A 14,427-nucleotide genomic window follows, 5' to 3' on the forward strand; every position below is an offset into this window, starting at 1 on the left:
TCGAATAACTTTACACGCGCCCCACCCCCACACCAAATCCACCCCAACACCACCCAAAAACCCCGCAAACACAACCCAAACAACCCCACCAACCCAACAAACCACCCCCAAACCCACCAAAACAACCACCGTGAACCCCATCACAACCCCGGAAACCCACGCACCCAACCCAACAACCGCCGTCGAACCCCCAAAGACGACACCCGACACCAAAACAACAACGCTCCCCCACCAAAGTGAGAGAGCATCGAAGAAAATGAGCAAGCGACCGACCCAAACCCGCGGAACGTGAGCAAGGATCACAACCAAACCCACGGAACGTGAGCAAGCGACCGGCCCAAACCCTAGGGATGTGAGCAAGCGTCGGCCTGAAACCCTCGGAACGTGAGCAAGCGACCGGCCCAAACCCTAGGGATGTGAGCAAGCGTCGGCCTGAAACCCTCGGAACGTGAGCAAGCGTCGCAACCAAACCCTCGGGAAGTGAGCGAGCGTCAGGGTCAAACCCTAGGGATGTGAGCAAGCGTCACAACCAAACCCGTGGAACGTGAGCGAGCGTCGGAAAGAGGGGGCGGTTATCCGGCAGCGCGCGTCCAAGGGAGGAACGACCGAGCGCGCAGAGGATGACCGCCCCCTCCGCGACAGCCACCCCTCCCCGACAGCCACGTCTCCGCGACAGCCACCTCTCCCCGACAGGCCCCACCGGCCTGAGGAACTGAACAACCCGCGCTTAACCACAAAAAGGGCCGGCAACCATAACGGTCGCCGGCCCTTTCAGAGCTGGGTTGCCAAGGAACCTAGGCCGAGACCTCGATCGTGGCCAGGTTCTTCTTGCCCCGGCGGAGCAGCAAGTAACGGCCGTGAAGGAGTTCGTCCTGGGTAATGACGGCGTCGGGATCGGACACCTTGGTGTTGTTCACGTACGCACCACCTTCGCCAACTGTCCGTCGGGCAGCCGACTTGCTCTCGGAAAGTCCGGACGCAACCAGGAGATCGATGATGCCGAGGCCGTCAGCGTTGATCGTCGCTGAAGGAAGTTCCGCAGTGGCCGCCTCCAGGGTGCGCTCGTCCAGAACCGTGAGGTCGCCGTTCCCGAAAAGGGCAGCGGAGGCAGCGATGACCTTCTCCGTGGCGTCGACTCCGTGGACCAACGACGTCACTTCGTAGGCAAGCTTCTTCTGGCCTTCGCGGGCAAACGGGCGTTCCGCCACGGCTTCGCCCAACGCTTCGATCTCGGCACGCGAGAGGAAGGTGAACACCTTGAGGCGATCCACGACATCAGCGTCCGCCGTGTTCAGCCAGAACTGGTAGAAGGTGTACGGGCTGCACATGTCCGGGTCAAGCCAGACAGCATTGCCTTCGCTCTTGCCGAACTTGGTGCCGTCGGAGTTGGTGATCAACGGCGTACCCAGGGCGTGCACGCTCTTGCCCTCCACCTTGCGGATGAGCTCGGTTCCGCTGGTGAGGTTGCCCCACTGGTCCGAACCGCCGGTCTGCAGGACGCAGTTGTAGTCGCGGAAGAGCTGGAGGTAGTCCATGCCCTGCAGGATCTGGTAGCTGAACTCGGTGTAGCTGATGCCCTCGTCGGAATTCAGGCGCGAGGCAACAGCGTCCTTGCGGAGCATGGTGCCCACGCGGAAGTGCTTGCCGATTTCCCGGAGGAAGTCGATGGCACTCAGGGGCGCAGTCCAGTCAAGGTTGTTGACCATGCGGGCAGCGTTGTCACCCTCAAAGCTGAGGAAGCGGCGAACCTGGCCCTGCAGGTAACCCACCCACTCGGCCACGGTGTCCTTGGTGTTCAAGGTACGCTCCGCCGTCGGACGCGGGTCGCCGATCAGGCCGGTGGAACCGCCCACCAAACCGAGGGGTTTGTGGCCGGCCAACTGCAGGCGACGCATCAGCAGCAACTGCACCAAGTTGCCCAAGTGCAGTGACGGCGCCGTGGGATCGAAGCCACAGTAATACGTGATCGGGTCCCCGGCGAGCAGTTTTTCCAGTTCCGTTTCATCAGTGGAAACGTGGACCAGGCCGCGCCAAGTAAGTTCCTGCCAGATGTTGGCAAAGGCGGGATCGTTGTGCTGGGACTCGAGGTTGTTTACGTGTGACACGAGATCTAAGTTAGCAGGGTTGCGGGGACGGTTTTGCCTAGCGCTCGATACCGGCAGGCACCGGCGCGGCCGCGATGAGGCGCAGACGCTGCGTGGCCCGGGTCATGGCAACGTAGAGGTCGCCTACCTTGCCGTGCTCGTGGTTGAGCATCGCGGCCGGCTCAAGGACCACAACGCCGTCGAATTCCAGCCCCTTCGCTTCCTTGGGGCTGATGACCACGATGTCCTGTTCGTAGCTGCCTGCTCCGGCACCGATACGGCGTCCGTAGACCTCTTTCAAGGCCGCGGTTGCCTGCGGCAGCAAGGGACCGTCGGCAATGACGGCCAGCAGGCCGCCGTCGATCGCTTCCACTTCCTCCGGCAGGACGTCCACCAGTCGCTGCACAATACCGTCCGGCTCCACGCGGTCAACGATGGGTGACCACTTGCCCTCGCGCACCGCCTTCGGGGCTGAGACCACCAGCCCGGCCCGGTTGGCCATGCGGACGGCAGCTTCTGCGATCTGTGACGGCGTGCGGTAGTTGACCGTCAATTCCTCCAGCGTCCAGCGGTCACCGAACGACGGCGCCAATGCGCTCTGCCATGAATTGGCACCGGCTGCGGCACTCGTCTGGGCGATGTCGCCCACGATGGTGAAGGACTTCAACGGGCAGCGGCGCACCAACAGGCGCCACTGCATGGGTGAGAGCTCCTGGGCCTCGTCAACTACGATGTGGCCGAAGGCCCACGACCTGTCGCTCGTGGCGCGCTCGGCAGCGGTCAACCGGCCTTCGCGCTCTTGGTTTTGCTCCGCGAGCTCTTCGGCCGTGACCAGGACGTCGACGCCCATGGCTTCCATGTTGGCCAGGGTCTGCTTGGCATTGGCAAGGTCACGAGCGCGGTCCGCTTCCTGCTGGGCCAATCCCCTGCCGGCTGCCGGATCCAGCTCGCCCAGAAGTTCGGCGGCCTCATCCAGGAGCGGAACGTCTGCTTCGGTCCACGGCGCGTCGACAGGCCGCTGGAGCAAGGAACGCTGTTCGGGCGTCAGGTGCGGCGTGCACGCTTCGAGGATGGCGGGCTTGCTGAAGAGTTCCGAGATGAGCTTCTCCGGCGTCATCGGCATCCAGCACAAGTTCAACGCGATCCGGACGTCCCTGGCAGAGCGAACGTCCTCGGCAAGGTAGGCGCGATCGGCGTTGTTGCCGATGTTCGATTCCTCGACGAGGTCCGTCAGCTGTTCGGTGAGCTCGCGCAGGAGAATCTTGACGAACGTCAGGCGTGCTTCGTTGTGGGGCTTGCCGGTGGCGCGAGCCTTTTCGCGGGCACGGCGCACTTGGCGCACGGTGAGCGTCAGCTTCCGTGAATCGACTTCCAGGATGCGGTCCTCGGCAGGTGTCCGTTGCCGGTTCGCCACAGCGTTGGCCACCACCTTGGCCATGTCGAGCTTGCCCTTGAGGGCAGCGACGTCGGCGTTTTCCTCGGGGACGGCGTTGATGCCGGGCATCAGGCGGCCGAGGCTGGCCATGACCACCCCTGTTTCACCGAGGGACGGGAGCACGCGTTCGATGTAGTGCATGAACGACGACGACGGTCCCACCAGCAGGACGCCGGCGCTCTTGAGCCGGTCGCGGTGCGTGTAGAGCAGGTAGGCCGCGCGGTGCAGGGCAACAGCGGTCTTACCCGTACCGGGACCACCTTGAACAACAAGCGCCCCTGAAATGGAGGAACGGATGATCCTGTCCTGTTCGGACTGGATGGTGCCCACGATGTCCGACATCCGGCCCGTACGCTTCGAATTCAGCGCGGCCAGCAGCGCGCCTTCGCCTTGGAGGGAGTCGTTGTCGGCCAGCATCCCCGCGTCCAGGACGTCATCTTCGATCGCCTTGACGTCGCGTCCCTGAAGGATCAGGTGACGACGGCGGCGCACACCTTGGCGGTCGAACGCGGTCGCCTGATAGAAGTGGCCGGCTTCGGGCGCACGCCAGTCGACCATGAGCCGCTGGAGGTCGGCCGTGGACAGGCCGATGCGACCGATGTACTGCGCCTCTCCGGAATCCAGGTCGAGGCGGCCGAAGACCAAGCGGTCGTCGACGGCGTCGAGCTGGGCAAGGCGGTCCTCGTACAGGGCAGCGAACGCGTCACGCTCTGAGACGTTCTGCATGGTTCCCACCGCGCCTGCCTTGCGCACCTGCGCCAGCTGGGCGCGCTTTTCAGCGCGCAGCTCATCGAGCCGGGCGTAAAGCCCGGCAACGTATTCCTGCTCGTGGACCAAATCAGCGTCGTGCATCGAACCGTAACCCCTATCGCAAAAGACAGACCTACCATTCTACAGCGATTTTGGTAAACGCGTGGGGTACAAGTCATACCTCGGACTGCGTCACAGGAAAGTCGTACTGCCGGAGGGGAAAGTTACCCGGATGCAGGCCTTTTTCTGGGCCGCGCCGCCTTGTACCTGGACACAGTCGGGTCATCCTCAATCCAGAAACGCCATGGGTATTCGGTGGTGCCGCCCGGTCCCGCCACTCCAACGCGGGGACCGCTCGCCACTGCCGCCGCCGGAACCGCAGGCAACCACAAGCTGAAGGGTTCCGCGAGCGCGTCACGGCCGGTGTCCGACGTCGTCAGTCCCAGTGCGGAGGCGAGCCTGGCTGGTCCGCTGGCCAGGTCCTTATGTGCTTTCGAGGCCGGTCGTCGGACGGCGGCGAGGCCTTCGCCGTCGACGATTTCTCCCGCCCGCAGGAGCAAAGCCGAGGGTGAGCCGTCGGGTCCGCAGACGATGTTGGCGCAATAGTGCATGCCATAGGTGAAGTAGACGTAGAGAAATCCCGGCGGTCCAAACATGGGCGCGTTCCGGGCCGTGGGGCCGCCGAAGGTGTGCGAACCGGGGTCGGGGTGTTCGGAATCCTTGGGACCCATATAGGCCTCGACTTCCGTCAGGCGGACGGAAACCGGGCCCGCTTCCGAGTTGTGGGTCAGTACAGCGCCAAGGATCAGCGGGGCGATCACACGGGGGTCGCCCTCAAGGAAGCTACGCACTTCCGCCGGGTCGGTGACACCATTCTCCATGGACGAACTCATGACCAGACCCTAGCAACAACCCCCGTAACGGACATGTCCGATTTCCGCTAGCACCGACCCGGGGCGGCTGGCAGGATGAAGCCATGGACTTCTGGCAGCGCTATCGGGCAATCGACGCCCGCGACACCCGGTTCGACGGTCAATTCTTCACAGCCGTCAGGTCCACCGGCATCTATTGCCGGCCATCCTGTCCCGCCCGGACACCCAAGGCCGAGAACGTCACGTTCTATGAAACATCAGCGGCAGCGCACGAGGCCGGCTACCGGGCCTGCAAGCGATGCCTGCCCGAAGCGGTTCCCGGGACGCCCGCGTGGAACCTCCGGTCCGATATCGCCGGCCGCGCCATGCGATTGATCAACGACGGCGTCATAACCCGCGAAGGCGTCGATGGCCTGGCGCACCGATTGGGGTACTCAGCCCGCCATCTCAACCGCATCCTCAGCCATGAATTGGGCGCGAGCCCGCTCTCCCTTGCACGGGCAAGCCGAGCGCAGACGGCCAGGGCCCTGTTGGTCTCTACGGACATGCTTCTGGCAGATGTCGCATTCGCTTCCGGGTTCAACAGCGTGCGCCAATTCAACGACACCATCGGTGAAGTGTTCGCCATGACCCCGACGGCGTTACGCGCAACCGGGGCGAAGACCGGCCTGCGCCGTGGTGCCGGGGTTTCGGAGGCCACGCCCTCGGCGCTGACACTGATCCTGCCCTATAGGGAACCGTTCGACCCCGGAATCTTCGACTTCCTGGCAGTACGCGCAGTTCCCGGCATCGAGTCTGCGGACACCTCGGCGGACGGAACCCGGAGCTACGCACGCACCCTGCGCCTGCCTCGAGGCAACGCATCCTTCTCTGTCTCCTTCAACCCCGAATCCCGTGGAAAGCCCCTGCAATTGACGGTCAACGCCCTGGATCTCCACGACCTCCCCGCACTGTTGAGCCGGGTCCGGAGACTGTTCGACCTCGACGCCGATCCGCAGGCGATCGATGACGCCCTTGCCATAGACCCCCGTCTGTCCGGCAGAATCCCGGCCATTCCCGGTATCCGGGTTCCCGGCGCGGTGGATCCCCAGGAACTACTGATCCGGGCGATGATCGGCCAACAGATCACCGTCGCCGCCGCCCGTACGGCCCTCACGCAGTTGTCGGACGCCGGCTCCCCCGCCGGTGTGGGCGGACCGGGTTTGGATCGACTGTTTCCGACGGCGGCAGAACTCGCCGAGCACGGCCGGGCCCTGCTCCGGGGACCCCGGCGTCGCATCGACTCCATCGTGTCAGCTGCGGAGGCCATGGCTACCGGGACACTTGATTTCGACTACGGCGACGACGTCGAAAGCCTTGGACGCAAGCTGCTCCCCTTGCCCGGGGTGGGGCCGTGGACCGTGGGATACGTCGCGATGCGCGTGCTCGGCGCTCCGGACATTCTGCTGGCCAACGATGCTGCGGTCCGGAACGGCTTGAAGGTCCTTCCGTCAGGGGCGGGACTCAGTGCCGACTTCCGGGAAGTCAGCCCTTGGCGCTCCTACGCCACCATGCATTTGTGGCGTGCGGCGGCAAAGCCCGTTGCGGTCCATCCCTCCCGCACGGCAGCCGGCGTCGGCACCCACGCCTAGTGCCGGCGTCGCGCTGTTGAGTCGACTGGGCGTGAGTAAGCGTCCGCACCAAACACGCGGAACGTGAGGAAGCGTCTGGACCAAACACGCGGAACGTGAGCAAGCGACCACACCAAACACACGGAACGTGAGCAAGCGACCGCACCAAACACACGGAACGTGAGGAAGCGACCGCACCAAACACACGGAACGTGAGGAAGCGTCTGGACCAAACACACGGAACGTGAAGAAGCGTCGGTGGACTAGCGGGCAGCGGGTTGGGCGGCCGGCCAGGGCAGAAGTTCGGGCAGTTCGACGCCGTCGGCGGCCGCAGTTGCCCGGAGGCTGCCGAGGCTCGGTTCGCGACCCGCCAACCAGGCTGCGATGTCCGTCAGCATGCCGGTGATCGCAATCGACGTGCCACCGCTGCCGATGCTCAGCTGCGGAAGGCCGGTAGGCTGCAGGACCAGCTTGTATTTCCCGGGCACGCGCGCGGCCAGGAAACCCACAAGGTGTTCGCAGAACGGGCGGCTCCAGGTCTCCGGTCCGAATCCGAGACGCAGGTCCGCGGCATGGATGGTGAGTTCGCGCCACAGCGCCAGGCCGCCGTCGAGGACTGTTCCGTCCCGATAGGCAATCCGGGCTTGCCAGTCGTCAGGACCCAAGGCGTCGAATGCGGCGAGGGCGGAATCCAGCGCAGCGGTGACGGACTCCGTGTGCTGCGCAAGGCTGTGACCGGCGGCAAGCTCGATTGCCTTGGTGCGTCCCTCCATGCCGCCGTCGTACAGTTCGATGGTTTCTCCACGGCGTGCATATTCGAGCTGGCGTGCCATCGCGTCGGCAATGCCCCTGATATGGGCAAGGACGTGTCCGCGGGTCCAACCGGGAAGTTCCGAGGGTTCGGCTACGGACGCGTCGTCCATTTTGGCAAGGAGTCGGGTGACGGTGCCGGCGGCTTTGTGAAGCTCTGCGGGCAGCGTCTCTGGGGTGATCCGGGTCATATCGCCATGCTAACGCAGAGGTAAACGAAGAGCGGGACGGCGCCTTCAGGCACCGTCCCGCTCCCGGCGGACGAGGGTTACAACGCGTAGGAGCGCGCTGCGTCCAGTTCAGCTTCCAAAGCAGCCAGTTGGCGTTCGACGGCGGCCGGCGCGGTTCCGCCTTGCGAGTTGCGGCTGTTGAGGGAACCTTCGGTGCTCAGCACAGAGCGGACCTCGGGCGTCAGGTGCTCCGAAATGGCTGCGTACTCTTCGTCCGTGAGATCCCACAGTTCCACGCCCCGGCCTTCGGCCTGCTTCACCGCTGCCCCGGAGAGCTCGTGCGCCTCGCGGAACGGAACGCCCTGGCGGACCAGCCATTCGGCGATATCGGTCGCCAGCGCAAAGCCCTGGGGTGCCAGTGATTCCATCCGCTCGGTGTTGAACGTGAGCGTGGCGATCATGCCGGACACGGCCGGGAGCAAGAGCTCCAGGGTGTCTGCGGCGTCGAAGACCGGCTCCTTGTCTTCCTGCAGATCGCGGTTGTACGCGAGCGGCAGGCCCTTGAGCGTCGCGAGGAGGCCGGTCAGGTTGCCGATGAGGCGTCCCGCCTTGCCGCGCGCGAGCTCGGCAACATCCGGGTTCTTCTTCTGCGGCATGATCGAGGACCCCGTGGAGTACGAGTCATGCAGCGTGACGAAGGAGAACTCCTTGGTGGCCCAGAAAATGACTTCCTCGGAAATCCGGGACAGGTCAACGCCAATCATGGAGCAAACCCAGGCGAACTCGGCAAAGACATCACGTGAAGCAGTGCCGTCGATCGAGTTGTGCACGGCCGAGAAGAAACCGAGGTCCGCGGCAACAGCCTCAGGATCCAACCCAAGGGACGAACCAGCCAAGGCACCGGAACCATATGGCGAAACACCGGCGCGCTTGTCCCAGTCCTGGAGCCGCTGCACATCACGCAGCAAAGCCCAGGCATGGGCCAGCAGGTGGTGGCTCAGGAGAACCGGCTGGGCATGCTGCAAGTGGGTACGGCCAGGCATGGCGACACCATGGTGTGCCTTTGCCTGCTCAACGAGGGCATCGATGGTGGCAAGGACACCCTGGGCGATGATCCGGGCGTGGTCCCGCAGGAACATGCGGCCAAGGGTGGCCACTTGGTCGTTGCGTGAACGGCCGGCGCGGAGCTTGCCGCCCAACTGGGTCCCGGCACGCTCAATCAGCCCGCGTTCCAGTGACCCGTGCACGTCCTCGTCGCTCTCGGCCGGGAGATAGGCGCCGCTCGCGACGTCTTCGTCCAACTGCGTGAGGGCTGCGAGCATGCCTTCGAGCTCGGCGTCGTCCAACAGTCCGGCCTTGGCCAGCACGCGGGCGTGGGCCTTGGAACCGGCGATGTCGTAACGGGCAAGCCGCCAATCAAAGTGGGTGGACTTGCTCAGTGCGGCCAGCGCATCCGCGGGGCCGCCGGCGAACCGGCCGCCCCACAGTGCACCTTCATTTGTCCCTGAACGCTCCCCTACCTCGCTACGCTCGGCCGGGGACCCCTGCGTCCCGGGGCCCTGCTGCGGCGTCACTCGCCTGCGACGCGGAGGTCGCGGCCGGATGCTACCTTCGAGGACATGCCCCACAGCTCGATGAAGCCGCGTGCCATGGACTGGTCGAAGGTGTCGCCGGTGTCGTAGGTGGCGAGGTCGAAGTCGTAAAGCGAGGTCTCGGAGCGACGTCCGTTGACGACTGCCTGGCCGCCGTGGAGGACCATGCGGATGTCACCGGAGACGTACTTCTGGGTGTCCTCGATGAAGGCGTCCAGGGAGCGCTTGAGCGGGGAGAACCACTGTCCGTCGTACACGAGTTCTGCCCAGCGCTGGCCAACGGTGGCCTTGAAGCGGGCCTGCTCGCGCTCGATGGTGATGTCCTCGAGGTGCTTGTGCGCGGTGATCAGCGCCATGGCACCCGGGGCTTCGTAGATTTCGCGGGACTTGATGCCCACAAGGCGGTCCTCGACGACGTCGATGCGGCCAACGCCCTGCGCGCCCGCACGGCGGTTGAGTTCCTGGATGGCCTGCAGCGGGGTGACCTTGACGCCGTCGATGGCTACCGGCACGCCGGCCTGGAAGGAAATGGTGACCTCGTCCGGTGCCGGCGGGAATTCCGGGGTGGCGGTGTAGTCGTAGATGTCCTTGGTGGGAGCGTTCCAGATGTCCTCGAGGTAACCGGTTTCGACGGCGCGTCCCCAGACGTTCTGGTCGATCGAGTACGGGTTCTTCTTGGTGGTCTCGATCGGCAGGCCCTTTTCCTCAGCGAAGGCGATGGCCTTGTCGCGGGTCAGTGCGAGGTCGCGGACGGGTGCGATGCACTTCAGGTCCGGGCCGAGGGTCTGGATGCCGACTTCGAAGCGGACCTGGTCGTTGCCCTTGCCGGTGCAGCCGTGGGCAACGGTGGTGGCGCCGAATTCGCGGGCAGCCTTCACCAGGTGCTTCACGATGACCGGACGGGAGATCGCCGAAACCAGCGGGTAGTGTCCCTGGTAGAGCGCGTTGGCCTTCAGCGTCGGCATGGCGTACTCGTTGGCGAACTCGTCGCGGGCGTCCGCGACGTAGGCCTCGACGGCGCCGCAGCCGAGGGCGCGCTGGCGGATGGTCTCCAGGGACTCGCCACCCTGTCCGACGTCAACGGCCACGGCGATGACCTCGGCACCGGTGGCTTCACCGATCCAGCCGATGGCTACGGACGTATCAAGGCCACCGGAGTAGGCCAGAACAATGCGCTCAGTCACGAGAGTGCTCCTTTGTTGTTGCTTGGTTCATTCGAATCAAATGCTGTGTGAATCAGTGCGGTGTAAAGCAGTTAGTTGCCGGGGCCGGCTTCCTCGGCCATCCGCAGGAATCTGGCCGCTAGCTCTGCCCCGCCATCGGGATCCCGTGCGACCAGCAGCAAAGTATCGTCGCCTGCGATCGTACCCAATACCGACGGCATCACGGAGTGGTCAACGGCCAGTGCCAGGAAGTTCGCTGCCCCCGGCGGGGTGCGGAGCACCACGATGTTGCCCGATGCCTCGGCGGTTACCAGGAGTTCGCCGCAGAGCCGGGTCAGCCGCGCGTCGAGAATTTCCTGGGTGACCCCGCTCTTGGCGTTGCGGTCGCCGCCCTCCCCCGGCACGGCGTAGACCAATGCTCCATCCTTGCCGCGGACGCGCACCGCGCCCAGTTCCACGAGGTCGCGGGACAGTGTGGCCTGGGTGACCTGCACGCCGTCGTCCGCGAGCAGGGCTGCAAGCTCTGCTTGGGAGCGCACGGACTCACCCGTCAGGATCGCAGTGATGCGGGCCTGCCGGGCGGTCTTGGTGGCCGGGCTTGCGCCCGGCACGGACGGGTTGGCGGACACTAGAACGTGCTCTCCCCAGTGCTCTCCAGGGCAGAGGTGCCTTCGACGGGAGAAAGGCCCTCAACGAACGCAAGTCCGGAGCGGTGCATCAGCCAGGCCATGAGGGCCTTCTGGGCGTGGAGCCGGTTCTCTGCCTCATCCCAGACGATGGACTGCGGTCCGTCAATGACGCCGGCCGAAATCTCGTAACCGCGGTATGCCGGGAGGCAGTGGAGGACGACGGCGTCCGGCGCGGCCTGCGCCATGGCAGCCTCGTCCACGGAGTAGTCGCGGAACAGTTGCAGGCGTGCTTCCTTCTCCGCTTCCTGGCCCATGGACACCCAGGTGTCCGTTGCCACGACATCTGCACCTTTGAGGGCTTCGGCGGCATCGCTGGTGATCAGGACGGAACCACCGGTTTCAGCGGCGCGCTCTTCCGCGGCCGCGACGATTTCCGGTGCCGGGAGGTAGCCTTCGGGACCGGAGATGCGGACGTGCATTCCCGCGGTAACTCCCGCCAGGAGGTAGGAGTTGGCCATGTTGTTCGCAGCATCACCCAAGTAGGCCATGGTCAATCCTGCGAGCTCCCCCTTGTGTTCCTTGACGGCCAGGAGGTCGGCAAGGAGCTGGCACGGGTGGTAGTCGTCGCACAGGGCGTTGATGACGGGGACCTTGGAGTTTTCCGCCATGGCCACCAGGCCCGAGTGGGCTCCGGTGCGCCACACAATGGTGGAGACCATGCGCTCCAGGACCTTCGCGGTGTCCTCCACGGATTCCTTGTGACCGATCTGCGCTTCACCGGGATTGATGATCAAGGCGTTGCCACCCATGTCGGCGATGCCCGTGGCGAAGGAGACACGTGTCCGGGTGGACGTCTTGTCGAAGATCACCGCGACCGTCTTCCGGCCGTTGCCTTCCCCGGCGAAGGGCTGCACGCTGTACGGCGCGGCCTTCATCCGGGCTGCGAGTTCCAGAACCTCGGCCTGCTCAGCCGGGCTCAGGTCGGTGTCTTTGAGGAAGTGACGGGTGGAAATGCTCACTTGTTGTCCTTGGAAGTCGTGGCCTTGGCCGTGGAGATCAATGCCGGCAGGGCGGTCAGGAACCGGTCTGCCTGTTCGATGGTCAGGATCAGCGGGGGCGCCAGGCGGATGGTCCGCGGGCCGGGGCTGTTGATAATGAATCCGGCATCCAGGGCCGCTGTCACCATGGCCGGTGCTACGTCGGCGTCCACGTCAAAGCCGATGAGAAGGCCTTCTCCGCGGACTTCGGTCACAGCCTCATGTGCGGCGAGGCCGTCGCGCAGGTGCGCTCCAACAGCGAGCACATTCTGCAGGACACCCTGGCTTTCGATCGCGTGAAGCGTGGCAAGCGCGGCGGCGGTGGCCACGGGGTTTCCGCCGAAAGTGGTGCCGTGCTGCCCGGCGGTGAGCAGAGCCGACGTCGTACTGCCGAACGTGACCAGAGCTCCTACGGGGAAGCCGCCACCGAGTCCCTTGGCGAGGGTCACGGCGTCGGGCACGATGCCCGCGTCTTCGCTTGCCAACCATTTGCCGGTGCGGCCGATGCCTGTTTGGACTTCGTCCAGGATCAGCAGCGCGCCCGCGGCGCTGGTGGCCTCACGGGCAGCCCGCAGGTATTCGGTACTGAGGGGCCGGACGCCCGCTTCGCCCTGGATCGGTTCCAGGAATACGGCCGCGGTGGAATCGTCGACGGCGGCGCGCAAGGCGTCGATGTCGTTGAACGGAATGTGGACCACGCCACCGGGCAGTGGCTCGAAGGGCGCACGGTAGGCCTCTTTGGCAGTGAGCGCCAAAGCACCCATGGTGCGGCCGTGGAAGGCGCCTTCAAGGGCAATGATCTTGGTGCGCTTGCCGTCGGCGTTGTTCCGCCGCGCGAGCTTGAAGGCCGCCTCGTTCGCTTCCGTGCCGGAGTTCGCGAAGAACACCTTGGACCCGGCCGGTGCCTTGCTCAGGGACAGCAGCTTCTCGGCAAGGGCAATCTGGGTGGGGCTGGTGAAGAAGTTGGAGACATGGCCCAGCGTGGCCAACTGGCTGGAAATCACCGAGGTGACGAACGGGTGGGCGTGGCCCAGCGCGTTCACGGCGATACCGCCCAGGAGGTCCAGGTATTCCTTGCCGTCGGCGTCCCACACAAGGCAGCCGGCGCCACGGACAAGAACCCGCTGCGGGGTCCCGAAGACACCCATGAGCGACGACGAGTACCGGGCAAGCCAGTCCGCGCCATTACTCACTCCAGTAATGACGGAAGCTTTGGCGTCCGATCCGGCGATGGACCCCCGGGTGTGGTCGGGCACCGCGAAGCGGGCGGGGGGTCCATCGCCGGTCGGGCTGAGGCCAACAGTTTCGCTCATGCGTTCACTTCCTCGTCGGGGACAACTTGGGTGCCGATGCCCGCCGTCGTAAAGGTTTCCAGCAGCATCGAGTGCGGCAGGCGGCCGTCGACGATGTGTGCGCGTTCCACGCCTTCGTCGATGGCCTTCAGGCACGCGGCCATCTTCGGGATCATTCCGGACTCGAGGCGGGGCAGCATTTCACGGAGTTCGGAGGCCGTCAGGGAGGAGATCAGCGAGGACTTGTCCGGCCAGTTGGCGTAGAGGCCTTCGACGTCGGTGAGGATGACCAGCTTGGTGGCGCCCAAGGCTGACGCTACCGCGGCTGCGGCGGTGTCCGCGTTGACGTTGAGGACCTGGCCTGTGGTCTGGAAACCGTTGCCTTCCTCAGTGATCTCGGGGGCGACCGTAGAAATCACGGGGATGCGGCCGGCGTCGAGGATGTCCTTGATACCGGCGGGGTCCACGCCGACGACTTCGCCCACCAGGCCGAGGTCGACTTCCTCGCCGTCCACCACGGTGCCGGTCCGGACGGCGCGCAGCAGTCCACCGTCTTCGCCGGACATGCCCACCGCGTACGGGCCGTGGGAGTTGATGAGGCCAACGAGTTCGCGTCCTACCTGGCCCGTGAGGACCATGCGGACAACGTCCATGGCTTCGGGGGTGGTGACGCGCAGGCCGCCTTTGAACTCGGACTCGATGCCGAGCCGGCCCAGCATGGAGTTGATCTGGGGACCTCCGCCGTGGACCACCACCGGGTGGATACCTACGTGGTGGAGGAACACGATGTCCTCGGCGAAGGCACGCCGAAGGTCATCGTTGACCATGGCGTTTCCGCCGTACTTGATCACCATGGTGGTGCCGGCGAAACGCTGGATCCAAGGCAGTGCCTCGATCAGCGTGCCAGCCTTGTCCTGTGCTGATTCGGCCGAGACGTAGCCCGGTGCAGTCTTCTCGCGGGTGTGCGCAGTCATCGTCATTCC

At 65.1% G+C, this 14,427-nt stretch carries 12 protein-coding genes; 1 reads left to right on the top strand and 11 read right to left on the bottom strand.

Annotated features, from left to right (window positions below; genetic code table 11):
- The 4 genes from AB4Y81_RS14300 to AB4Y81_RS14315 all read right to left on the bottom strand — a co-directional run.
- Nucleotides 1-264: hypothetical protein (locus AB4Y81_RS14300; RefSeq protein WP_441996131.1), on the bottom strand; the 264-nt coding region annotated here is incomplete at its 3' end.
- Nucleotides 265-794: 530 nt separating this feature from the next.
- Complete coding sequence (gene tyrS, locus AB4Y81_RS14305; RefSeq protein ID WP_431230420.1) at nucleotides 795-2,105, bottom strand: tyrosine--tRNA ligase; 1,311 nt, start codon at nucleotides 2,103-2,105, stop codon at nucleotides 795-797.
- A 37-nt stretch (nucleotides 2,106-2,142) separates the two neighbouring features.
- Nucleotides 2,143-4,371, bottom strand: coding sequence for an ATP-binding domain-containing protein (locus AB4Y81_RS14310; protein ID WP_275778930.1), 2,229 nt, complete (start codon nucleotides 4,369-4,371; stop codon nucleotides 2,143-2,145).
- Between the two features lie 122 nt (nucleotides 4,372-4,493).
- Nucleotides 4,494-5,150, bottom strand: coding sequence for a DNA-3-methyladenine glycosylase (locus tag AB4Y81_RS14315; protein WP_441996167.1), 657 nt, complete (start codon nucleotides 5,148-5,150; stop codon nucleotides 4,494-4,496).
- 95 nt (nucleotides 5,151-5,245) lie between these two features.
- On the opposite strand from AB4Y81_RS14315, the gene AB4Y81_RS14320 reads away from it, so the two are divergent.
- A complete protein-coding gene (locus AB4Y81_RS14320; RefSeq protein WP_441996132.1) occupies nucleotides 5,246-6,772 on the top strand; it encodes a DNA-3-methyladenine glycosylase 2 family protein in 1,527 nt (508 codons plus the stop codon).
- A 242-nt stretch (nucleotides 6,773-7,014) separates the two neighbouring features.
- Here AB4Y81_RS14320 and AB4Y81_RS14325 read toward each other — a convergent pair whose 3' ends face one another.
- The 7 genes from AB4Y81_RS14325 to argB all read right to left on the bottom strand — a co-directional run bounded on the left by AB4Y81_RS14325 (nucleotide 7,015) and on the right by argB (nucleotide 14,418).
- Nucleotides 7,015-7,752, bottom strand: a complete 738-nt coding sequence (locus AB4Y81_RS14325) for a maleylpyruvate isomerase family mycothiol-dependent enzyme (RefSeq protein WP_039240664.1) — start codon at nucleotides 7,750-7,752, stop codon at nucleotides 7,015-7,017.
- A 77-nt stretch (nucleotides 7,753-7,829) separates the two neighbouring features.
- Complete coding sequence (gene argH / locus AB4Y81_RS14330) at nucleotides 7,830-9,305, bottom strand: argininosuccinate lyase (RefSeq protein WP_189075777.1); 1,476 nt, start codon at nucleotides 9,303-9,305, stop codon at nucleotides 7,830-7,832.
- Nucleotides 9,302-10,507 (bottom strand): argininosuccinate synthase, encoded by a 1,206-nt coding sequence (locus tag AB4Y81_RS14335; protein ID WP_018779118.1) that lies wholly within the window; start codon nucleotides 10,505-10,507, stop codon nucleotides 9,302-9,304. The genes argH and AB4Y81_RS14335 overlap by 4 nt, the downstream gene beginning before the upstream one ends.
- 71 nt (nucleotides 10,508-10,578) lie before the next feature.
- A complete protein-coding gene (locus AB4Y81_RS14340; protein ID WP_039240660.1) occupies nucleotides 10,579-11,115 on the bottom strand; it encodes an arginine repressor in 537 nt (178 codons plus the stop codon).
- Nucleotides 11,115-12,134, bottom strand: a complete 1,020-nt coding sequence (gene argF / locus AB4Y81_RS14345; protein ID WP_193589711.1) for an ornithine carbamoyltransferase — start codon at nucleotides 12,132-12,134, stop codon at nucleotides 11,115-11,117. Before argF ends, AB4Y81_RS14340 begins: the two co-directional genes overlap by 1 nt.
- Complete coding sequence (locus AB4Y81_RS14350) at nucleotides 12,131-13,465, bottom strand: acetylornithine transaminase (protein WP_018779115.1); 1,335 nt, start codon at nucleotides 13,463-13,465, stop codon at nucleotides 12,131-12,133. Before AB4Y81_RS14350 ends, argF begins: the two co-directional genes overlap by 4 nt.
- Nucleotides 13,462-14,418: an acetylglutamate kinase gene (gene argB, locus AB4Y81_RS14355; RefSeq protein WP_441996133.1), complete on the bottom strand. Its 957-nt coding sequence runs from the start codon at nucleotides 14,416-14,418 to the stop codon at nucleotides 13,462-13,464. The genes AB4Y81_RS14350 and argB overlap by 4 nt, the downstream gene beginning before the upstream one ends.
- Nucleotides 14,419-14,427 lie beyond the last annotated feature (9 nt).

It is taken from the genome of Paenarthrobacter sp. TAF1, assembly GCF_052113825.1.
Lineage (GTDB): Bacteria > Actinomycetota > Actinomycetes > Actinomycetales > Micrococcaceae > Arthrobacter > Arthrobacter nicotinovorans.